This window comes from Desulfurivibrio modestus (assembly GCF_044068625.1).
Classification (GTDB): Bacteria; Desulfobacterota; Desulfobulbia; order Desulfobulbales; family Desulfurivibrionaceae; genus Desulfurivibrio.
The window spans coordinates 82,410-103,567 of the sequence record NZ_JBIPKH010000004.1 but is presented as its reverse complement, the minus strand read 5'-3'; the positions used below and the strand labels follow the sequence as shown (position 1 = coordinate 103,567).

Annotated in this window: 16 protein-coding genes; 5 read left to right on the top strand and 11 right to left on the bottom strand. The window is 61.0% G+C overall.

Going from position 1 to position 21,158, the window contains the following annotated elements; translation table 11 throughout:
* Position 1: 1 nt before the first annotated feature.
* The 9 genes from ACHHRT_RS04260 to ACHHRT_RS04220 form a co-directional block, all read right to left on the bottom strand.
* On the bottom strand, positions 2 to 1,660 hold the full coding sequence (locus ACHHRT_RS04260; RefSeq protein ID WP_395498034.1) for a peptidyl-prolyl cis-trans isomerase: 1,659 nt from the start codon (positions 1,658 to 1,660) through the stop codon (positions 2 to 4).
* Entirely contained in the window at positions 1,618 to 2,247 is a 630-nt protein-coding gene (locus tag ACHHRT_RS04255) for a hypothetical protein (RefSeq protein WP_395498032.1), read from the bottom strand. The genes ACHHRT_RS04260 and ACHHRT_RS04255 overlap by 43 nt, the downstream gene beginning before the upstream one ends.
* 1 nt (position 2,248) lies before the next feature.
* Complete coding sequence (locus ACHHRT_RS04250; protein ID WP_395498030.1) at positions 2,249 to 3,730, bottom strand: hypothetical protein; 1,482 nt, start codon at positions 3,728 to 3,730, stop codon at positions 2,249 to 2,251.
* A gap of 28 nt (positions 3,731 to 3,758) precedes the next feature.
* Positions 3,759 to 4,292 (bottom strand): hypothetical protein, encoded by a 534-nt coding sequence (locus ACHHRT_RS04245; protein ID WP_395498028.1) that lies wholly within the window; start codon positions 4,290 to 4,292, stop codon positions 3,759 to 3,761.
* 158 nt (positions 4,293 to 4,450) lie between these two features.
* Positions 4,451 to 6,523: a hypothetical protein gene (locus ACHHRT_RS04240; protein WP_395498026.1), complete on the bottom strand. Its 2,073-nt coding sequence runs from the start codon at positions 6,521 to 6,523 to the stop codon at positions 4,451 to 4,453.
* A gap of 46 nt (positions 6,524 to 6,569) precedes the next feature.
* A complete protein-coding gene (locus ACHHRT_RS04235) occupies positions 6,570 to 8,372 on the bottom strand; it encodes a cytochrome c3 family protein (RefSeq protein ID WP_395498024.1) in 1,803 nt (600 codons plus the stop codon).
* 102 nt (positions 8,373 to 8,474) lie between these two features.
* The gene (locus ACHHRT_RS04230) at positions 8,475 to 9,509 is read right to left on the bottom strand and encodes a cytochrome c3 family protein (protein ID WP_395498022.1); all 1,035 of its coding nucleotides are present in this window, start codon (positions 9,507 to 9,509) and stop codon (positions 8,475 to 8,477) included.
* A gap of 133 nt (positions 9,510 to 9,642) precedes the next feature.
* Complete coding sequence (locus tag ACHHRT_RS04225) at positions 9,643 to 10,731, bottom strand: cytochrome c3 family protein (RefSeq protein ID WP_395498020.1); 1,089 nt, start codon at positions 10,729 to 10,731, stop codon at positions 9,643 to 9,645.
* Positions 10,732 to 11,148: 417 nt separating this feature from the next.
* Positions 11,149 to 12,492 (bottom strand): sigma-54-dependent transcriptional regulator, encoded by a 1,344-nt coding sequence (locus ACHHRT_RS04220; RefSeq protein WP_395498018.1) that lies wholly within the window; start codon positions 12,490 to 12,492, stop codon positions 11,149 to 11,151.
* 267 nt (positions 12,493 to 12,759) lie between these two features.
* Here ACHHRT_RS04220 and ACHHRT_RS04215 point away from each other — a divergent pair, with 267 nt between their 5' ends.
* Genes ACHHRT_RS04215 through ACHHRT_RS04195 form a run of 5 tightly spaced genes read left to right on the top strand, consistent with a single transcriptional unit; the run spans position 12,760 to position 18,702 of the window.
* On the top strand, positions 12,760 to 13,797 hold the full coding sequence (locus ACHHRT_RS04215; protein ID WP_395498016.1) for a tetratricopeptide repeat protein: 1,038 nt from the start codon (positions 12,760 to 12,762) through the stop codon (positions 13,795 to 13,797).
* 24 nt (positions 13,798 to 13,821) lie between these two features.
* Positions 13,822 to 15,012 (top strand): cytochrome c3 family protein, encoded by a 1,191-nt coding sequence (locus tag ACHHRT_RS04210; protein ID WP_395498014.1) that lies wholly within the window; start codon positions 13,822 to 13,824, stop codon positions 15,010 to 15,012.
* Positions 15,013 to 15,032: 20 nt separating this feature from the next.
* Positions 15,033 to 16,304 carry a 6-bladed beta-propeller gene (locus tag ACHHRT_RS04205; protein WP_395498012.1) on the top strand — a complete coding sequence of 424 codons (1,272 nt, stop codon included), beginning with the start codon at positions 15,033 to 15,035 and terminating at the stop codon, positions 16,302 to 16,304.
* An 18-nt stretch (positions 16,305 to 16,322) separates the two neighbouring features.
* Positions 16,323 to 16,751 (top strand): type 2 periplasmic-binding domain-containing protein, encoded by a 429-nt coding sequence (locus ACHHRT_RS04200; RefSeq protein ID WP_395498010.1) that lies wholly within the window; start codon positions 16,323 to 16,325, stop codon positions 16,749 to 16,751.
* Between the two features lie 13 nt (positions 16,752 to 16,764).
* Positions 16,765 to 18,702 carry a sensor histidine kinase gene (locus ACHHRT_RS04195; protein ID WP_395498008.1) on the top strand — a complete coding sequence of 646 codons (1,938 nt, stop codon included), beginning with the start codon at positions 16,765 to 16,767 and terminating at the stop codon, positions 18,700 to 18,702.
* On the opposite strand, the gene ACHHRT_RS04190 is transcribed toward ACHHRT_RS04195, so the two are convergent.
* Both ACHHRT_RS04190 and ACHHRT_RS04185 read right to left on the bottom strand, forming a co-directional pair.
* Positions 18,687 to 19,772, bottom strand: coding sequence for a GGDEF domain-containing protein (locus ACHHRT_RS04190; protein ID WP_395498006.1), 1,086 nt, complete (start codon positions 19,770 to 19,772; stop codon positions 18,687 to 18,689). The genes ACHHRT_RS04195 and ACHHRT_RS04190 overlap by 16 nt on opposite strands.
* A gap of 23 nt (positions 19,773 to 19,795) precedes the next feature.
* A complete protein-coding gene (locus ACHHRT_RS04185) occupies positions 19,796 to 20,971 on the bottom strand; it encodes a hypothetical protein (protein WP_395498004.1) in 1,176 nt (391 codons plus the stop codon).
* Between the last annotated feature and the right edge of the window lie 187 nt (positions 20,972 to 21,158).

Genomic DNA, 21,158 nt, shown 5'->3' with positions numbered 1-21,158 from the left:
GTTAAAGCGAAACATCTTCTTTTTCCAGCTCCCTGTTCAAGGTGTTCCAAACCCGTTGATTGACCCTGATCTCGGAGCGTTCGGTCAACAGGTTGACCAGATCCTCCCGAGCCTGGCGGAATTTGGCCTCGCTCAACTCCTCCTCAATACTTTGGCGCACCGCCTCCAGCGGCATGGTGGTGGCGGGGGTGCGATTGACCAGACGCAACAGAGCGGCGTGGCCACGGAAAGGAAAGGGGCGACTCACCTCCCCTTGCCGCAGATCGGCCAGGGCCGCGGCCAACTCGGCATCAAGATGATCCAGCGGCAGCCGCTGCACCGGGGGGCCGCCGGGGAGATGGCGGGTCGCCACTTCGGAAAAATCCCGCCCGGAAGCGATCTCCCGCCCCATCCGCTCAACCACTTCACTCTCACCCTCCAGCAGCATGAACGACACGCTTTCCGGTCGGGAAAAACGGGCGCTGTTCTCCGCCAGGAAATTGACGATCTCCTCCTCGGTCACCGCGGCGGCCGGCTCCACTAAACGCCGTTCCAGTTCCTTGATCAGCCGATGGCGGCGATAGAAATCGTACAGCTCCTTGAGCGGCGGCCGCTCCTGATAGTTGCGGTCCAGCGCCTCCCAACTGACCAGGGTTTGGGAGATCATGTTGGCCAGCACCCGCTCCTTCATGATGGCAAATTCCTCGGCCTCAAAGCGATTCTTTTCCCGAAAGGCCTGTTCGCCCCGGAGGTTCCGCCAGAGGTCGTCGGCAACGATATCTCCCTGGCTGGTGCTGATCAACACCCTCTCGGCCAGCTCGGCGGAGGGCGGTTCCGGCCCGATCAACTCCAGCACTTCCCGATCAATCTGGACCGCGAACTTCTCTTGCAGTTTTTCCACCAGCTCGGCGGTAAGTTGATGGCTTTTCCGGGTGCGCAGATCCTTGACGATCCCGGCCCTCACCCGCTCAAGATCCTGGGGGTCGCCGGCGGTGCGCTCCTCCACCCGGATAAACGCCGCGCCATGCTCAACCGCCAGCGGCCCCACCACCTGGCCGGGTTCGGCCTCCGCCAGCAACCCCCGCCACTCCTCGGGCAGCCGGGTCAAACGCACCCATCGCTCCTCGTGGTGGACCGGCCGGCCGGCCTCGGGTTCCAGCTCCAGCAGGCCATCGACCGTGCGCGCTCCCGAACGGAGGGCGGCGGCCCCCAGGGCGGCGCTCTCCTCATCGGAATAGAAAAAACTGTGGGCCCGCAACCGGGGGGTATATTGGGCCCGGTACTCCTCCTGGATCTCCCCTTCGCTGATCGACACCACCCCGTCGATCTCCTCCTCCTTCAACATCATCAGCGAGCGCACCCGAAGGAAGACCGCCACCCGCCGCCGGAAATCCGGTTCCTGGAAAAGCTGCATCCGTTCGGCCTCCTGGGCCAGGAGCTGCCACTGGATAAAAGCATCCGGCGAGGTCGGCCGGGCCATGCCCGGCTCCCGCCAGTTACGCCACCAGTTGCGGAAATCATCGGCGGAAAACTCTTCACCGTTGACCACCGCCAAGGGCCGCTCCCCCCAGAACCAGGCCTGGGCTGTCGCCGGCCGCCCCAAACCCGCCGCCGCCAGCAGCACACAGCAGATCAACCCTAAGAAGTACTTGGACAAACCAGCAAACCCTTTCTGCGCCATTCCTCTAAAATCTCCCGCACGGCATTTCGACTCACCGCGCTGATGGTATTAACCGTGCCAAAATGCATAACCCGCTGATAATCACCACCCTGACGCCGGTGCCTGGTGGCCCAGCGTCGGGCGCCATCCTGGCCGTCGTAAACCCGCAGTTGCAACAGCAGCAAGGGATCAACCCCGCTGGAATCGACCCTCTCCTCCATCTCCAGGATCTCACCGGTGATCAAGAGATCGACCCCCAGCCGGGCGGCGATGATCCGCAACTGCTCCGGATCAGGCTCCTCCCAGGGACGCAGGCGGACCTGACGATAGACCCTCATGATATCACCTTCCAGGGCCACCCGCCAGTTACAACTCTGGACCAACTCGCCCACCAGCAAGCGCTGGACGATCTTGCCCCCCTGGCCGTAACCGCTGCGATCGATGAAGGGCAGCACCGCCACACTCTCCACCTTCCGCTCCAGGGTACCCCCCGGAAACGTCTGAACCGTGGGCCGGCCGGCACCACAGCCGGCAAGAAGCAGGGTCCAGACCAGGCCCAGCAGCAGCCCGGCAAACACCAGGCGGTATCTTGGCTCCTCCCGGCTCAACTTAAAAATCCTCCGCCCAACCATCCGGCTCCACCACTTCCTCCTCGGCCTGATCCAGGGCAACTCCCTCCTGAATCATAATATTTTCCACACGTCGGCTGATCCGGTTGCCCAAAGCATCCAGGGCCTGCACCAGGGCCGCGACTTTTTCGACAGCGGCGGGAAGCGGGGCCAACAAGGGCTGGGGAGTACCGACGCCATCGGCCTCATACAGCAGAGTTCCCGGCTCGTCCCGCAACTCCACCCGCCAGTAAACCAAGGGAGCCCGGCCCTGATGTTCAAGCTCCAACTCCAGGATATCCGCCCGCCGCAAAGCCCGCAAGCTAACCTCCGGCTTGTCGCGGACCACCAGAAACTTTTCCTCAACCTCCCCCCGGTTGCCGGCCCGGTCCCAAACGGTAAGGCGCACGGCATACTCCCCGTCGGGGCTGTTCCGACCATCCTGGCGCTGCCCCCACCAGGAGAAACGGCCCGGCAGGCCACCCTGACCCCGCTCGGCCTTGATCACCGCCCCCTCGGTGTCGAGAATCTCAATCTCCCAGTTACGTAAGGGTTCCGGCACCTTGAGAAGGGGAGTAATGCGCAGTTGCCCCCGCATCACCGCCATCCCTTCAAGCACCTGGCCTCCCAGGATCAACTGGGGCTCGGGAGTAGTGCCGTCCACCAGAAAACTGCCGGCAAAAACGGTCCGTGAGCCCAGCTCGGGGGTTATCACGGTCACCGAGACCGGATAGCGGCCATCCCGGCTGGGAGCCTCCCAGGCGGCCTCATGGAGCTGCTCCCGCAGCAGATAACGCGCCGGAATCATCTTCTGGTCAAACAGCACACCGATCACCGCCCCCGCCGGCCGGCTGCGGTCATCAAAACGGATCCAGCAGCGCACCGTCTCGCCGGGGCGCACCACCTGGGGGGTGATGGTGATGCTTTCGGCCAGGCTGGTCACGGGGTAGTCGGCGGGCGCGGCGGGCAGAACCGCCGGCCAAGCGGCCAGGGCCTCCACCAGCACCAGTTCCTTGAGATTCTCCAGCTCCCGGGGCTCGGCGATGGCCAGCAGCCGCCGGCGATCCACCCGGCAAAGTTCCGCCCCCCCGCTCCACACCAGCTGGGCGTCCACGGCCCTCACCAACTGCAGGGTCAAGGCCAGGGCCGCCGGATCACGCTCCCGGGCTTGATTCACCGAGCCCAGCAGGATAAAGTCGGCGTTCAACTCCCGGCCCATTCGGGTGGCGTGGATGGTTTCAATCCGCCCCAACCAGCGCATCCGGTTGGTGGCCATGAAGGCCAGCACCTCCCGCTGGGGCACCACCTCCAGGCCCCGCTCCCGCAGGACCTCCTGCAACCGGGTGGTGAAAGCCAGATCCACCCCGTTGTCCCCCAGGCTCAAGTCTTCCAGGGGCAAAATGGCCAGCCGGGCCGCCCCGGCATCGACACTCCAGAACAGCAGGGCCAGCAATAAAAAAAATTTCGCCGCGTTGCGCCCCATCAGCACCGACCCCGGACCAGGCTTCCGCTCATCGCGGCAAGGAACGTAACAGGTTTTTGACCAGCCGATTCCCCACCTGGTAACGATCCCGGGCCGACAAGCCAAACAGGCGGCGGCTCAGGGAGTCGCCACTGGCGTTACCGCCGGCCTGCCAGATCACCAGACCGCTATCCACGTCAACCAGGCGCAGGGTCATGGCCAGCTCCGGGTAGACCACCGAGCCCTTGCGCCCCTCGGCGGCCACATCCACGGTGCCCAGCAGCAGAGCCTGGGCATTTAATCCCTGTCCCAAACGCTTGATAAGATGGCTATCCAGGGCCTGGCCCGGCTCAATGGCGTTTTCCCGCAGCAGACTGTCCACCAGACCCTTGTCCACCACATCAAAAAGGCCCTGGGAGAAAACCCTGGTGATCAGGATATCCCGCAGCATCTCCGGAGCGAAATCATCCCGGCTGTTGTTTTGCAGCGGCAGCACCGCCACCTGGCGGATATAGCCAAAGTCCACGTTTTCACGGACAAACGACTTCCCTCCCCGCTCCGAATGCAGGGCGCAGCCGCTCATCATTACCCCGAGGAGCAACAGGGCAACGGCCGGAAAAAATCTCCGCCAACCCGGCCCTACCACCCGCCTTCCACCTCTTGCACCATTTTTTCGCATCTTATCCCATCCTCTTGCTGTTCTCATGCCCCATGGTCGCGCAATCGGGCTCCCGGTTAAACTCAACGGCCGGCAAAGCGGGCCGTAAGCTGGGTCCTGGCCTGCCAGTCGCTGACCTCGCCCCGCTCGGTGTAGGAAGCGTTGGCCTGAAAGGTCAGCAGCCGGTCGATGGCCCAGCTGCCGTTCACTGAGTAACGGTTTGTGGTTTCAGTGTCTTCATTATACTGGTAACTCAAAGAAAATTGAATGGTATCCGTGGGCGCCATCGTCATCCGCAACAGCAGGCTCTCCTGGGTGGGCTCCCACTCCTGCCATTTCTTGCCCGCCGAGGACATAAAAGAGAGCAGATCGGAAACACGCCAGTTTAAGGTTAAGGTACTGTCCAGGGCCTCACTATCCTGGGCCGCCCGCTGATGGCGGTAGTCGACAATCAGATCGGCGGTGAGGCGCGGCACCAGACGGGCGGTCAGGCCCAGGCGGGAGCCCAGGGAGTCGCGGACCTGATCCACCTCTTCCTGCTCGAATCTTGCCCAGGTCAGATCCAGATTGGCGTCAAGATCCGGGTAGAGGGCCGCGGTGGTGTAAAGACCCGCTTCATGGTTGGTGGACTGTAGCTCACTCTCTTCGTAACGTTCACTGCGGCTGAGCCCCAGACTCATATCCATGGTGGGCAGAGGCGCCATCCCCACCCGTGCACTGTACTGCCGGTTTACGCTTTCCGGATTTCCCTCGATCTCCTCGCTGTTTTCACTGAACCCCAGCGAGGAGGAGACCCGGCCATTGGGCACCCAGCGGAGTTGGGCGATCTGATTGCGCCGATCAAACTCCTGCCCCGAAGCGTAATCGCCGCTCTCCAGGCTGATGTTGTAGGTAAAGCCCAGGGTGGAGGAGAAGCGGTAGGCCAGATTCAGGTCGCTCAGATAACTCTCGGGCCGCTCTTCCCGGGCGACGAAGGCATCGGCCGAAGTTACCCGTTCATAGGCCTCGATCTCGGTAAAATCGACCCGGGGCAAGGGGCTGGTGGTAACCACCAGTTTAAGCCACTGCTGGCTCAACCCCCCGAGATCAAACTCGAAACGCCTTTCCGTGGCATCGTAATTGAAGGGGAGATTGGTCACCAGCCGGGTGTAGTCGGTGCCGTTGGGGCTGACATAAAGATCGACCACAAACGAGCCCGACAGCCCGGCGGCATCCTCCTCGGTGTAGAGAAAAAGCTGATCGACCCGGCGCTGATCCATCCGCACGGCAATGTTGAGGGGCGGGGTATCGATGCCGTCGGTGTAGATGCCGGCGGGACTTTCCAGGTCGCCATCGATCAGCAGCGGGGTACTGACCAGCTCGTCATCGTCGGTAACCAGGGGGGTGTCATCGCGGCCGCTCAGCACCTGGGCGATATTTTGCCGAATCAGGGCGAATCCACCCGCGCCCACAGCGGTGACGGTTTCGTTGCGGTTCTGGGTGTACTGCTGGGAAAAACCCAGGGAGAGGCGCCGGTCCCAGAACTGGCCGGCGGTCTCAAACCGGGCCAGCTGGTTGGTGGTGGTGGTCTCCCCCAAGGTCACCTTGTTGCGGTTAAGATTGCGGTTGATGTTGTAATGCACCTGGAACAGCCGCAGGTCCCAACTGACCCCGGCCCGGCTCCGTTCGCCGGTCGTATCCATCCGGCGGATGGTATGATGATCGAAGGCGTAATCCCGAGCATGGGAAAGGCGCAGGCGGGGCAGCCAGCGCTCCTGCCAGGCGCTGCTCCAGTTCACCCCCCAGTTGCGACGGCTGCGGCCCACCTCATACTCATTCCGCTGCTCACCGGCCGAACCCTGAATATCCAGCAGGAACAGATCATTGTTCACATCAAAACGCAGACTGGGGTCGACCCCCTCGGTATAACCCTGCTCCCGCCACTGCCGGGAATAGCGGAGCGAACCTCGCAGATTCATAACCTCGGTAAGCTCCTGCCGGTGGTCCAGGGTGTAACTGAGGGCGTAGTCGTCCCGGCTGTCGAGATCCTTGCCCTTCAGGTGGGTCCACCGACCGGTCAGCGCCTGCTCCGCAGCGGCGCCGACCGGCCAGAGGCCCGCCAGCAAGAGGTAAACAGCAAGCAGAAACGCGCCACCACGGGAGATCAGCTTTTCCATCACCCGTGCTCAACCATTGCCGCCCTGCCTGCCCCAACCCCGAGACTCATCTGGCGGGTTTTTCGATGATCGGTTTTTTACGATCATACCCCTTGGGAGCGTGGCAGCCCACGATGCAGGTGCCGCCGTCGTCGGTCTTGGTCAGGGCGATGGGATAGGACCAGAACCCAAAGGGGACCTCGGTACGGATATGTTTGGGCTGCACGCTGGCATGGGCGTCATGACAGGCGATGCAGGTCCGCCCCTTCTGCATGTTGACATGGAAAAAGTGGAGGTTGTAGTTGCCATCCCGGAAATTGGTCAGGGTATTGGTGAACTTGTTCTTGGCAATATCCTTGTTATGACAGGAGAAACAGAGGTCATAATACTCGGGATTGTACTCCCGGTAGAAATCTTCCGGGAAGTAGCGGACCAGAATCCGGCTGAAGGTGGAGCCGTGGGCCTTGTGGCAAGCCATGCAGTCGCCGGTGATCACCGGGCCATGCTGGGCGGTGCTGCCGGCTACATGGTCGCTCAACTCATCATGACAGGTAAAGCACAACCCCTGCAGGTTGCTGCTCTTAAGCAGCGACTGCACCTCGGAAGAGTGGGCCCGATGACATTCGGTGCACTTGCCCTGATCCACCGGTTCATGCTTGTAGGTGGCCGTCCTGATATCGTTATACACCTCGGGGCTGAGCATCTCATGGCAGGTGGCGCACATCTTGCCGCCACTCTCATAAAGCTGGAAGCGGGCATTGGAGCTGTGGGGATCGTGGCATTGGCCGCAATCACTGGCCACCGGCGCATGGACGTAGCGCATGGTAAACTCTTCCATCCGGTCCTGGTGGCACTGAAAGCAGACCTCACCCTTGTCCGCCGTGGCGATCAGCAGATTTTTATGCTCCCCGGAGTGGGGCAGATGACAAGCGATACAGTCTCCCGAACCCACCGGGCCATGGCGGTTCTCCTTGGTAAAAATGGCAGCCTCATGACAGTTGAAGCAGAGGCTGCTGACATCGGGACCCCGACCGCGCAACTGAAAGCGCATCGGCGATTCATGGGGGTTGTGACAGTCAACGCAGCCGGCGGCCACCGGGGCATGGATATGGGCGCCGGCAAACTCCTCCAGATTCTCCTGATGACAAACCAGGCAGAGATCCTGTCCGACCCGCTCCATGCTCAGGGGATTGGTGGAACCGTGGGGGTTGTGGCAGGAGATGCAGACCCCGGCCCCCACCGGACCATGCACGTAGGAAGCCTTGCCCATATCGGCATGGCATTTGATACAGTCGGATTGAGCCGGAATGATCCGGGTGAAGTTGTAGCGCTCGTTACGCAGGCGATGGCACTCCCGGCAATCCTGGGGCTGGGGGTTGCTGTGGACATAAAAACGCTGATAGCCCTGGGGCACGCTCTTGCTGTCCGCCTCCGGGGCGTAAAAAACCTTGAGCCGGGTTTGCAGGGCGCCACTGCCCAGGGTGATGGTATTCTCCCCGCGCTTAAGGGTGATCAACACCCCGAAGGCGCCACCCTCATCAACCGGGATCCCCTCCCGGGGGGCCTTGTTGCTCACCCCACCGATCTCCAGGTGACGAGCCGCGTCCCCCTCCAGATAACCCACCAGGTAAAGATCCTGGGTGGTTACCCAGGAGCCGTCGGGGGGAGAGACCACGTTCAATTTGGCCTCGGCGGCCCAGGCCGGAGCGGGGGCGTAACCGGCACTGCCACAGGCCAGCAACAGGGCCGCCCCGACAATTATGGCCAACAGCGAGCACAAACAGCGCCGCGCCGGCCGTTTACCCCCGTTCCTCGCCTTACCCCTCACCACATCGGCCTCCCGTCCAATGCTGCCGTCCAATCGCTCCATCTCCACTCCTCCCGGGTGTCGCCACTTAAATTACTGAGCAAAACGTAAAAATACCATCAGCATTACCCTTGCTGGAAGCGGGGCGACTGGTCCGCCTCCCGCTCAGGCATCCTTGGCTGTATGGCAGAAAAAACAACCGTTGCCGGCGGCCTCACCACCCTGATGGGCCCGCATCTGACTATAATCCCAGCGCAGCATATCGGGATAGGGACTGCCGTGGGCCCGGTGACATGAAACGCAGGCCACCTGGTCGCCCGGCTCCACCACTTCGGGCCGATGGCTATAGAGATCGGGTTTGGCCACCGGTACCTGGGGGTTGTAAGGCGCTCCAATCACCGCCGCGAATTCGCCCCGGTCGGGAATGGCGTAATTGGTGGGGTGGCGCAGCCAGGGGGTGGCGCCACCGACCTTGGTATGAAAATCTTGATGGCAGCCCGAGCAAAAACGGCTGAGGGAGCGCTGCGTCGGGTTGCCGCTGCCGTCATCGGCCAGGTAGATGTTGTGGTGAGAACTATCGGCATGACGCTCCCAATCGTTGGTGCCAATTCCACCCACCCCGGGTTTGTTGGCGGCAAAACCGTGCAGCTCGGGGGCCTTGAGAAAACGGTACCAGCCGGTTTCGGCATCGGCCGGGGTTCCCGGTGGCCGCTCCGGCCGATGATGCTTAACGCTGCCGTGACAGCTTTGACAACCGTCGTCAAGGGCCAGAGTGCCCCCCGGGACATGAACCTCGGCCCGAGCCAGGCTCTGATGGCAGCTGTTGGCGCAACCCGCCGAGCCGCCGGGGGCGGTGGCCAGATACTGATCGGGACCGCTGACCCCCAGAACATTGTGGCCATACTTATCGCCCATGGTGGCCACCCAGTGGAAATTACCGCCGGCCAACATGGCATCGGGCGGTCCGCCGGTATTGTAGACGATGGGGATGCGGGCGGCACCCATTTCAACCACGGTCTCCGGACCGTCGTGGGAGTGACAACCCACACAGCCGGAGATCAGCAGCAGAGTCGAACCGGCCTCGGAGTGGTGCATGGTATGGCAATCGAAGCAGGAGTTGCCGACTCCGGCCTGGCTTGAGCCAGCCACCAGCAACAACCCGACGCCAAGCAGCAGAGCCGCGGCCCAACCCCCTCCCATCGCCCAAGCCTCCCTGAATCTCTTCGCAACTGTAGCCCCGGAGCGGTCAAAAAAAGCAAAACCGCTCACCGCTGAAAAAGCTTGTCCACTCCGACTCATGGTGAGCCGGAGTGGACAACTTGGACCTTCTGGATTAGCTGTCCTTGGTGGTGTGGCAGTGGAAGCAGCCGGTTCCGGCGGCGGCACCGGCATCATGGGCCTGCATGCTGCCGTAATTCCAGCGCAGCAAATCATCATGGGCGGAGCCATGGGCGCGATGGCAGGAGATACAGGTGACAATGGCGTCACCGGGGGTGGTCATGATCTCCGCCGCAAGGGGCCTGGTATAGGCGGCGCTGATGTTGCTGGAGGCCACCGGGGCTTCCATGCTGTACTCATAGGTGGCATACTCACCACCGATCCCCACCATATCAAAATCGGTGGGATGACGAACCCAGGGCGAGTTCATGGCCCCGCCGACACTGATCTCCCCGGCGGCATTGGCATGATAATCGCCGTGGCACTGACCACAGAGGCTGCTGATGGTGGCCGTGTCGTTCTGGGTATCGGCACTCCGGTCAATCCCGTAATAAACGTTACGGGTGGTTTGATCCAGCAGAGCCTCCCAGTCGGGAGACTCGATCCCCTTGACCCCCAACAGGAAGCGAAAGCTGTTGGCCATGCCATCACCATCCATGTAACCGGAAGCGGCATTAGCCGCCTTGGGCGCGGCGTGATGGGCCCCGCTCAAGGCGGCGTAGTCACCTTCCACAGTCCGATCACCGTGACAGCCATTGGTGCCGGCACAGGTCAACTGGGCGCCCAGGGCGGTGCCGCCGGGGGGCAGCAGCGGATTGCCAAAGTTATCGTCGGGACCGGCAATCCCCAGGACGTTGTGCCCCTTGGCATCATCGGTAAGGACCCAGTAGAAGCTGCCGCCGGCCAACATGCCGCCAGCGGCCTGGTCGGGGGCGCCGCTGGTGTGATGGACAAAGGGTATGTTGTCGCTGGAGCCGCCGCGGCCACTGCCATCAGTGGGGTTGGTGTGACAACCGATGCAGTCGCCGGTCAGCAGCATGCCGTGGGGACCACCCGTCGCCATGGCCGCGCCATCCTGGCTGTTATGCATGGTGTGGCAATCGGCGCACTGGCCGCGCACCTGGGACTGGGCCAGAGCGGGCAGCAGACACAAGGTCGCCGCCACCGCGGTAAAACCAAAGATTTTCCTGTTTACAAGTTTCATAGTTACTACCTCCCCTTGTTTTCCCGTACATTATGTACTTTAACTACTCCCCCACAACACTGTGCCGCTCTGTTACCTTGGCAAACCTCCTCTTGACTTAAACACTTCCTCTAAAAAGTTAAACATCGTCCATGGTTGTATAATATCAAACCATCCCGATCTTTGTCAAAAATTTTTCATAAATTTAATTTTTCTTAATATTGCTGCCCCACCTCAAAACGAGGGTGCCGGACACGCCATTGTACCCTGAGCAAAATCAATGCCAGACAACCATAAATTTACAAAAAACTGACAGAACAGGCCCGGGGCGCTGTTCCGTGGGGGGGGCGCCCCCGGGTGGTCAAGCCGCCGGGCCACCAGTTTCTGGGGACCACCGTTCAGAAACTGGCCAGTCGGATTCAGCAGGAGTGGCCAGGATCAATCGTAGGGATTGGCCAAGTGATAGTCGCTGATCTTTTTGCGCAGGGTGGTGGGGGAAACATCCAGTTGCCGGGCGGCCCGGCTGATATTCCAGCGCAGGCCCAGCAGGGTTTTTTCCACATGAATCTTCTCCGCCTCGGCCAGGGTCAGGGGGAGCTCCGACTCTTCCGCGGCCAGGCTGCCGTCTGCGGCGAGCAACTGCAGATCACCGGCGGTCAGCACCGAATCAACGGCCAGGGCCACCGCCCGGGTCAATACGTTCTCCAACTCCCGGACGTTACCGGGCCAGTTGTGGGCCAGCAAACGCCGCATGGCCCCGTCATCCAGGCGGGGTTTGGCGCACTGCAGTTTAGCGGCGATCTTGGCCAGCAGGGCCTCCACCAGCAACGGAATATCACTGCGTCGCTCCCTCAGGGGAGGGATCCGCAGCATGGAGACACTGAGCCGGTAAAAGAGATCCTCCCGAAAACGCCCCTCCCGCACCAGCGCGGGCAGATCGCAATGGGTGGCCGCCACCATTCTGGCCCGCAGGGGGATGGTATCCAGCCCGCCCACCCGCACAAACTCCTCCTCCTGGAGGACCCGCAGCAGTTTGGCCTGCAGATCCAAAGGCATATCGCCGATCTCATCCAGAAAGACCGTCCCCCGCTCGGCATGCTCCAGCTTGCCGACCTTGGTCCGGTCGGCGCCGGTAAAGGCCCCTTTTTCGTGGCCAAAAAACTCGCTCTCCAGCAGGGTGGGAACCACGGCTGAACAGTTGACGGCGACAAAGGGGCGATCTGAGGCCGCCGCTTCATGGAGAATTCGGGCCGCCAGCTCCTTGCCGGTACCCGATTCCCCCTGGATCAGGACCGTCACCCGACTCCGGGCCAACAGCCCGATCTGCTTATGCAACTCGACCACTTTGGGGTGGGCCCCGATCATCTCCTGGGTTGAAGCCGCAGCCGGCAAAGCCGCCTCCCCCGGACCGCTGCCGGGACGCCCCTGTAAACGCCTGACCCGCTTGACAATGGCGTGCAGCTCATCAAGGTCCAGCGGTTTGCGCAGGAAGTCGAAGGCCCCGCCCCGCATCGCTTCCACCGCCGTGAAGTTATCGGTCTCACCGGTCATGATCACCACCGTGGGCCGGCCGGAAAGGGCCAGCAGTTCGGTCAGGGCCGACAAGCCGCTCTGGTCGGGCAGATTGACATCCAGAAAAATCAGATCCGGGCCCCACTTCCGGGCCTCCTCGATCCCGGCCCCGGCGGCAAAACAGCAGCGGGCCTCGTGCCGATTGAGCCCAAGGGTGATCTGCATGGATCGACAGAGGGCCTGGTCATCATCGACGATCAACACCTTCATCTCACTTATCTCCCAGACTAAAATTTCAACTTAAGCCGATATCACCGGAAAACTACCCCAAGGGAGCCGGACAAACCACGATTTTTTGGTCTAATGCTGATTTTCTCCATTGCCCATTGGCCGGACCCATTGTATAGAGTATGAATGAGTGAGGGCGTTCCCGTCGCCCTCCTCCCCCCACATCTCTGTTCAGTGCCGGTTTACCTGCGGCCACCCGCAAAAGCAACTGTATGCGGCCCACCGGGCGGCATCCACTCGGAGAGAGGTGTGTCCTTGAAAATCTTCCGCTATTCCATCATCTTCTCTTTCTTGTCGATCTTTTCGCTGCTGCTCGACTGCGGCGCCGCCGAGCCCTTCCCTTTCCGGGCCATAGACCAGGGGGATATGCTGCCCGCCGCCGCGCTGCAGGCGGTGGAATCCCAGGAGAAGCTTGCCCTTAACCAGCTGGGCGACCGGCCGGTGGTGCTGGCCTTCTGGGGGGCCGATCTGCCGACCAAAAAAGAGCGTTCCATCTCCGCTCTGGAGCAGCTGCAGAAGTTGAACTCTTTTTTTGCCGACAAGAAGGTACGTCTGCTGGTCATCAACGGCCAGGGGGACTCCACCGAGGTGATCAGGGAGGTGACCCAGGCTGCCGGCTTCACCTCTCCCGGCTACTTTGATCCCACTCAGGATGTTTACGGAGCCCTGGGGGTCTTCGTGCTGCCGGCGGTTCTGCTGGTGGACGGTCAAGGCCGGGTGGTCAACGGCTTCGGCTATGGTCGTTCCATGGTGGACTCGATCAAAGGCGAGATCGAAATCCTGAGCGGGGAGAAAACCAGGGAGCAGGTGGAGGCGGAACTGAACCCGGTGATGGAGGTCCGAGATCCGGAAGAGCTGGCAGCCCGGCGCCACCTGGGCCTGGGCAAAGCTTTGCGCAGCAAGGGACAGGTGGAGGCGGCGGCCCGGGAGTTCCAAACGGCCATCGGCAGGAACCCCAAGCTGGCCGAAGCCCATATCGAGCTGGGCTGCATTTTCCTGGAGCTTAAACGCTTGCCCGAGGCGGAAAGCTCCCTGAACAAAGGTCTGGGCCTGGAGCCCGACTCCCTCCAGGGCGAAGTCTGCGCGGCCCTGGTCAAAGGCGAGCAGGGCGAGGTGGAAGAGGCGATCGATGATCTGCGGGCCATGCTGTTCCGCAACGGCCGCGACCACCGGCTGCGCTCCGCCCTGGGCATTCTGTTGAGCAAAAATGGTGAGCACCAGAAGGCGGCTGAGGAGTTCCGTCGAGCCTATGAGTTACTGGAGCGATCACATCAATCGGATGATTGATCGGCGCCCAATTCCATATTTCGCATGGAGATCGCAACGATGATCGAAAATATTCCCACCGGAACCCCTTTCACCCGCCGGATCCACTTGCGGCTGAACCCGGTGTTTCTTGCCCTGGTGCTGGCCCTGGCCTCATTATGGCCGATCTCCGCCCCGGCGGCCGGGGCGGAGATCCTGGTCCCCCCCGACAAGGCGCTGATTCACGCCAAAAATCCGGCCACCACCGTGGTGGTGCGGGTAAAGGAAGCCGCCAGACAGGAGAAGATGCAGGTCAGGAGCGGTGATTTGCTCTTCTCCCCCCAAGGGATGTGGCCGGTGGACGGCAACTGGTACGCCCACTTCCGGGTTCCGCTGAAAGCGGGCAGCAACAGCTTTGAGCTGCTGCCCGCCGGCAAAACCATAACCGTAACCTTTCGCCCCCTGCGCTCCCTGATGCAGATCAATCGCAAGGAACGCAACTACTACCAGTTCCACGACGACAAACTGCTGCCCGCCGCCTGCGCCCAGTGCCATGACACCGAGAAGATCAATCGCCCGGGCAGGGCCGAGGAGGCGACCCAATCCTTCTGCTTTTCCTGCCACGGCAGCGTGCTGGATAAGACCCCCTGGCAACACAGCCCGGCGGTCAAATTTCAATGCCTGGCCTGCCACAAGCAGGGTGACGAGCCCCTGCGTATCGCCATCCCCGCCGGCAAGGTGGAGGACACCTGCTTCCGCTGCCACATCAGCAAAAAAAGCTGGCTGGACAAAAAACATATTCACGGCCCGGTGGGCACCGGCGATTGCACCATCTGCCACAATCCCCATGGGGATATTAACCGGGGACAACTCTGGGCCGAAGGCAAAGACAGCCTGTGCGTTGCCTGCCATACCGACAAGCAGAACATGGTGAGCCGCGATAATCCGGCTTTTTACGTCCACGGGATCCTAAGGGGGATCGGCTGCACCATCTGCCATGACCCCCACGCCGAGGATCACCGCTTCATGCTCCACAAATCGATCAACGATCTCTGCGTCAGCTGCCACACCTCCCTGGCCGGAGTGACCAGGGGCCATCCGGTGGGGGGGCATCCGGTGGCCGGAGCCAAGGATCCTCGCCGGCCGGAGCGGAGCTTTACCTGCACCAGCTGTCATAACCCCCATGACTCCAACTTCAAGTATCTGCTGATCGGCGACATTCTCGGCGGTCACATCTGCAGCCAATGCCACTACTGATGAGGCGACCGGAATCGACCATGCGTGAACTTGTCTCCTTTTTTCCCCTAATCAGCCCGCCGGCGGGCAAGGTTCTGCTGGCGTTGCTGTCGGTGGTCCCGGTCCTCGTTCTGCTGGCTCAGCCGGGCCGGACAACGGAGCCGCCCCCCCAGGAGCCGTTCTCGGTGGTGGCCATTTTGAACGAGGATCATCAGGGGCAGCGCCTGCGCTCCCCCTCCACGGTGGCCTTTGATTATGAGCAGGAGGAGGTCTATGTCCTCAGTGGCGGCAAAAGAGGTTTCGTGATCTACGACAACGCCCTTTTCCCCCACCTTTTCCTGGGGCCCGGCCGGGGACTGACCGCTCCCCAGGGGGTTTTTTTTGATCCCCGCAGCGATCGAATCTTTGTCTGCCAAGGCCGTTCGTCCAGCCATCCACCCCGGCTAACCATCCTCAACGGGGCTTTTTTCCCGGTGGAGGAGATCCGCTTCGACCAGTTTCCCCAGGCGGAAGGTTTTTCACCGCAAAGGGGGGTGGTGGGCAGAACCGGCAACATCTACCTGAGCGGCATCAACCGCCGGGGGGTGCTGGTCCTGGGGCCGGACGGTAAGTTCCTGCGCTGGCTGAGCCCCGTGGACCGGATCATGCCGCCGGAGGAACTTGGCCTGGTGCCGGGGGTCGACAGCCCGCTGGAGGAAACGGCCCCGGCCCCGGCCCCGGAACAGCTCGACGACAACCCCCTGGGCCTGCCGCCGGAACTGCTCCCCCAGTCCCGGCTGCGCCAGCCCAGAGAGAGCGGCGGTCCGGGCCGGCACCCGGTTACCGTCAACGACATCGTCCGCGATCGGGATGGGCGGCTTTTTCTGCTCAGCGAGGAGACCAGCAAGGTCTACGTCTACTCCCCCAACGAGGATTTTCTCTTCAGTTTCGGGGAAAAGGGGGGCTCTTCTGGCAAAATGAGCCGGCCCCGCGGCCTGGCCGTCGATGAGGACCGTAAAAGCATTTATGTGGTGGACTACATGCGCCACACCATTTTGGTTTACGATACCAGCGGCAAATTCGTCTTTGAGTTCGGCGGTCGGGGTACCGGACCACTCTGGTTCAACTTTCCCAGCGCCATCACCATGGACCGCCGGGGCCGCCTGGTCGTCGCCGACCTGTTCAACAACCGGATCCAGATCATTCAGGCCGATTTCGACGTGCGCTTCCCCATCTTCCAAACCTTGCCCGGCGCCGCTACCCCCGGGGCCTCCAGCTCAGACCCCTCGTTATTTGAGGAAGAAATTTGGCAAGAAGAGTCGCTGGTGGATTAAAAGAAACAAACGTGGCCCATGAGAAAACCCTTCCATATTTTGGTCTTGATCACGATTTTCCTGCTGGGGCAGGATTGGTCGGCCAGGGCCGCGGAATACATCATCGTGGTCCATAAGGACAACCCCGTCCAGCGGCTGGGGATCGAGGAGGTGCGCAATATCTTTCTCGGCAAGCAGCTCCGCTGGCCGGACAACAGCTCCATTACCCTGGTCATGAACACCAATGATGATATCCATGAAAAGTTCACCCGGGAGCTGCTGGAAAAGTCGCCGGTCCAACTTTCGGTTTACTGGAAAAAGATTCTTTACAGCGGCAGCGGTATCCTGCCCCTGGCGGTCCGGGATGACGAGGCCGCCAAATCCTATGTCGCCTTGCATCGTCACGCGATCAGCTACATCGACAAGAGTTCCCTTGACCACCAGGTCAAGAAAGTGACCATCGAATAGGGCGATGAGGATAATGTTCTGTAATTTTTTTAAATTATTGTGGGTTGACGGCAGCATCCGCACCAAGGTGCGGGCCTGCATGCTCATCGCCCTGGCGGGCTATTTCATCGCCACCGTTTCCAGTTTCTACTCCAACAGTCAGCAAGCCGCCAGATTGGCCAGCCTGCAAACCATCCATTTCCCCCTGGCCCGGCTCAGCGAGGAAACCCTCAGCATTTTCCGTACCCAGCTTGCCAAATATGAAGACGCCTTTCTCACCGGCGAGGCGGAACAGGTAATCCAGGCCAACAAACTCAGTAGTAAAATCATGCTGCTGCTCATGGAGATGGAGGAGGTGGCCGCCGGCGACCCCTCCTTCTTTTTTGAAAACGCCCTGATCGATGATCTTGGCGAACGCTACCAGCGCTTCCACCGCCTGGCCGCCGAGGTCTATCTCGATACCCAGAGCATCGAAGCCTCCCTGGAGATGCAGAAAACCATCCAGTTTTTGGGCAATCTGCAAACCGGTCTGTTGCAGGATCTGATCAAACTGAATCAACATCTGGGCCACAACGTGGAACAGATCATCCAGAAGGAACGTCAGTACGCCCAACTCAACACCATCTTCCTGGGCTTGCTCTTCTTGCTGGTTCTGCTCAGCGCCACCTTCATCAGCCGCTGTTTTGCCAACCGGCAGCTCATTCAACCCCTGGGCCGCATCCAGCAGATGGTGGTTGATTTCGCCCGCACCGGCAAGATCAGCCCCCCCCCTCTGGGCAACGAAAATGATGAGATCAACCAACTGGCCACCTCCTTCTGGGAGATGACCCAGGAGCTGGAACAAACCATGGTTTCCCGGGACTATGTCGACAACATAATCAAACATATGAGCAGTTGCCTCATGGTACTCTCCGCCGATCTTACCCTGAGCAAAATCAACGATAACACCGGAGAGCTGCTCGGTTATGGGGAGGAGGAGCTGCTGGGAGAGGAGATTTCCCGGTTCATCTCCGCCGATACCGCGGAACTGTTCCAGAGCCGGGGGGTGGAGCGGCTGACCAGGGGACAGGATGTGAGCAATCTGGAGATCGGCCTGCTCACCAGAGAGCGGCGGGAGATCCCCGTGCTCTTTTCCGCCTCGGTAATGCGTAATGCCGAAGGAGAGATCGATGCCGTCATCTGCGTGGCCAACGATATCACCGAGCGTAAGAAAACCGAGGAGGTGCTGCGGAAAATCGAGATTGAGCGGGCCCTGGCCAAAACCGCCGCCCTGGCCGCCATCGGCGAACTAACCTCCAGTATCGCCCACGAGATGCGCAACCCGCTTTCATCGATCAAGATGAACGCCAAGATGATTCAACGGATGGTGGAGGGCCGGGACGCAACCGTGGCCGAGTTGGCCGAGATCAGCAGTCAACAGTCCCTGCGCCTGGAGAAGATGCTGAACGACCTCCTCAACTACGGCAAGCCGCTGACCCTGCAAATCGGCCGGAGCACAACAAGCGACCTTTTAAACGGGGCCCTTACCGCCATCCGCCAGGAGATCGTCGCCAAAGAGGTGAATATCGAGGTGGTCGACCAGACCGATCAGCACTCCCTGCTGCTGGATGTGGAACTGATGACCCAGGCGCTCTCCAACCTGTTACTCAACGCCGTCCAATGGTCACCGGCCGGAGGGACGGTCAAAATCACCGCCAGCTTTATCGAAGAGGCGTATGCTCCCCGGCTGCTCTTGCAGATCAGGGATCAGGGACCGGGGATCAACCCGGAAAAGATTCGCCGCCTGTTCCAGCCTTTCTTCACCACCCGCCAGGGTGGGACCGGGCTGGGCCTGGCCACCGTCAGAAAAATTGTTGAATACCACGGCGGCACGGTGAGTGCCGAAAACCTCCCCGAGGGAGGGGCCCTCTTCCACCTGACCATTCCGCCGCGGATGCTGGCCGGTCCCGCCGACGATCAGCAGATCACCTGATTACGACCACCGCTTTTACCTCGGTAGAGCCGGGAATCGGCCTCCTTGACCAGGCCGAGAAAATCTTCGGCGTCCTCGGGAAAGGCCACCGCCCCCACCGTCACACTGACACTCACCTCCGGCCCCGGCTCCTGATCGAGCAGCAACTGCCGCTCCACCGCCCGCCGCAGATTTTCAGCCAAATGGCAGGCGGCCTCTTTGGGGGTGGCGGGCAACAGGATCACAAACTCATCACCGCCGTAGCGGGAGACCACATCGCACTGACGGACATTTTCGGTTAAAAGGGCGGCCATCTTGACCAGAACCTCATCGCCGTAAACATGGCCCCAGGTGTCGTTGACCGCCTTGAAATTATCCAGATCGATGAGCAGCAGGGAGAGGGGCATCTTGTTGCGTTTGGCCTTGCGCAGCTCCCGCACCCCGTAATCGTTGAGATAGCGACGATTATAGATGCCGGTCAGATCATCATGCATCGCCTCCTGCCGGGCCTTCTCATAGAGCCGGGCCCGTTCCATGGCCATGGCCAGATTATCGGCCACGGCGCCATAGAACTCCCGGTCATAGGCCCGGAAACCCTGGGGGCGGGATTTGTGGATATTAAGCACTCCAAAAACTTGATTATCCCTGGCAATCAACGGCACGGAAAGAAAGGCGGCGATCTCGGGCAACATTCCGTCGTAATCGGAAAAGCAGGATTCGCGGCTGACATCCTGGGAGAGGATCGCCTCGCCGCTCTCCGCCACCAGCCCGGCCAGGCCCTCCCCCACCCGAAAGGTGTAAGCGCCGGCCCGCTCCATCACCCCATCGCTGCCGGCCCAAACCTGAAAACACCCTTTTTCGGGGTCTTGCAGCATCAGGCAAAACTCCTCCACCTGCATGGTGTTTCGCAAGAGATCAAAAAAATTTTCCAGCAACTTATCGGTTCGCAGCGACTGGCAACATACTCGACTGGTACTGTAAAGCAGATAGAGCTCAAACAGCCTCTCCTTGAGGAACTCGTTCTCACTCCTGAGATCCGGCAGGCTTTGCAGGGCGGAGATCGTCCAGGTCGGCATTTTTTCTGTGGTCATGGAGCCATCTCCCCCGCGCTCAATTAATCTTTGGTGGTGTGACAGGCAAAACAGCCAACCCCGGAGAAATCCCCTCCCTCGTGGGCCATCATCCGGCTGTAATCAAAGCGAAGCATTCCGGGGTAATCGCTGGCGTGGGCCAGATGACAGGAGAGACAGGTAACCGTGTCACTCCCGGGGGTAACTTCACTGCTGGGGGTGGCCGGCAGTACCTGCCGCCCCACCGGGGCGGTGATGCTATAAGTGTTATAGTCCGCATACTCCCCCGAATTTCTGATCACGATATCGGTGGGGTGGCGCAAAAAGGGCGAGATGGTATCGGGACCGATCCCTGACGAGGCGGCGGCGGTCAGGGTGTGGAAATTGCCATGGCAGGTGGCGCAGAAACCGCTGATGGTGCCGTTGGGGGTGCGGATATGGCCGTCGATGGGGCTATGGCAGGCCCCGCAGTCCGGATAGTGAGCTCCGGGGGTCGCGGCGCCAAAATACTCGTTGTGACTGGACGGACTGGCATTCTGCCAGCGATCGTCGGGATTGGGATTCTCCAGCCCTTTCACCCCCAGCAAAAAGCGGTAACTTTCCGGCAGGGTCAGGGCGGTGTTCAGCAGGCCACCAACATTACCGTGGTGGGCTCCCTGCAGGGCCTTGACCCCCGAACCAAGATCGTTGGCGAAACCATCCCCGGTCCGATAACCATGACAACCGTTGGTGCCGGCGCAGGTCAGGTTGCCGCGATTGACGTTGCCACCATCATCATGAAAGAAGAAACGCATTCCCCCCGGCGGCGGGTACAAACGGCTGTCCTGATCCAGCAGGTCGATGACGTTGTGCCCCTTGCGGTCATCGGCCCCGCCCCCCTTGGTGCCGCTGATATAGGCGAAATTGCCGGCCGCCAGATCTCCGGAGGGGTCGGTGTGGTAGACTTGGGGAAAGGCGTTGCCGCCGCTGGTCACGATCTTTTCTCCAAGATTCATGGCATGGCAGCCCACACAGCTGTCACGGAGCAGCATGGGACTGACCTGGCTGCCCCCATCAAAGGCCATGGAGCCGCCATCCTGGCTGTTGTGCATGGTGTGGCAATCTCCGCACACCCCCCGGATCGTGGCCCCGGCGGGGGATACCCCCCCCACCTGGACCAGCAGCGCCACCAGCAAACCACCAACCAGCCCCGTCAAACCCGTCACCATCCCTCGCCACATATCCCCACCTTTCGCGTAAACTTTATCAACGCAAATCCCCGTCACAAGAGAGAATGCAATAAAGATGCCACTGCTATCGGCAGGGCCATATTGCTAATTTTTTGTAAAAAAGCAGGAACTAAAACTTGACCGGCAACCACCACTCTCCAGTTTCTGCGCAATCGCTAACCAGCTTCTGACCAGCCGG

Bases quoted from the DNA above. Each gene is read 5' to 3' on its own strand.
- ACHHRT_RS04235 (WP_395498024.1), bottom strand. From the start codon at position 8,372: ATGGAGCGATTGGACGGCAGCATTGGACGGGAGGCCGATGTGGTGAGG.
- ACHHRT_RS04240 (WP_395498026.1), bottom strand. From the start codon at position 6,523: ATGGAAAAGCTGATCTCCCGTGGTGGCGCGTTTCTGCTTGCTGTTTAC.
- ACHHRT_RS04220 (WP_395498018.1), bottom strand. From the start codon at position 12,492: ATGAAGGTGTTGATCGTCGATGATGACCAGGCCCTCTGTCGATCCATG.
- ACHHRT_RS04245 (WP_395498028.1), bottom strand. From the start codon at position 4,292: ATGAGCGGCTGCGCCCTGCATTCGGAGCGGGGAGGGAAGTCGTTTGTC.
- ACHHRT_RS04210 (WP_395498014.1), top strand. From the start codon at position 13,822: ATGGAGATCGCAACGATGATCGAAAATATTCCCACCGGAACCCCTTTC.
- ACHHRT_RS04225 (WP_395498020.1), bottom strand. From the start codon at position 10,731: ATGAAACTTGTAAACAGGAAAATCTTTGGTTTTACCGCGGTGGCGGCG.
- ACHHRT_RS04250 (WP_395498030.1), bottom strand. From the start codon at position 3,730: ATGGGGCGCAACGCGGCGAAATTTTTTTTATTGCTGGCCCTGCTGTTC.
- ACHHRT_RS04190 (WP_395498006.1), bottom strand. From the start codon at position 19,772: ATGACCACAGAAAAAATGCCGACCTGGACGATCTCCGCCCTGCAAAGC.
- ACHHRT_RS04200 (WP_395498010.1), top strand. From the start codon at position 16,323: ATGAGAAAACCCTTCCATATTTTGGTCTTGATCACGATTTTCCTGCTG.
- ACHHRT_RS04260 (WP_395498034.1), bottom strand. From the start codon at position 1,660: ATGGCGCAGAAAGGGTTTGCTGGTTTGTCCAAGTACTTCTTAGGGTTG.
- ACHHRT_RS04195 (WP_395498008.1), top strand. From the start codon at position 16,765: ATGTTCTGTAATTTTTTTAAATTATTGTGGGTTGACGGCAGCATCCGC.
- ACHHRT_RS04185 (WP_395498004.1), bottom strand. From the start codon at position 20,971: ATGTGGCGAGGGATGGTGACGGGTTTGACGGGGCTGGTTGGTGGTTTG.
- ACHHRT_RS04205 (WP_395498012.1), top strand. From the start codon at position 15,033: ATGCGTGAACTTGTCTCCTTTTTTCCCCTAATCAGCCCGCCGGCGGGC.
- ACHHRT_RS04230 (WP_395498022.1), bottom strand. From the start codon at position 9,509: ATGGGAGGGGGTTGGGCCGCGGCTCTGCTGCTTGGCGTCGGGTTGTTG.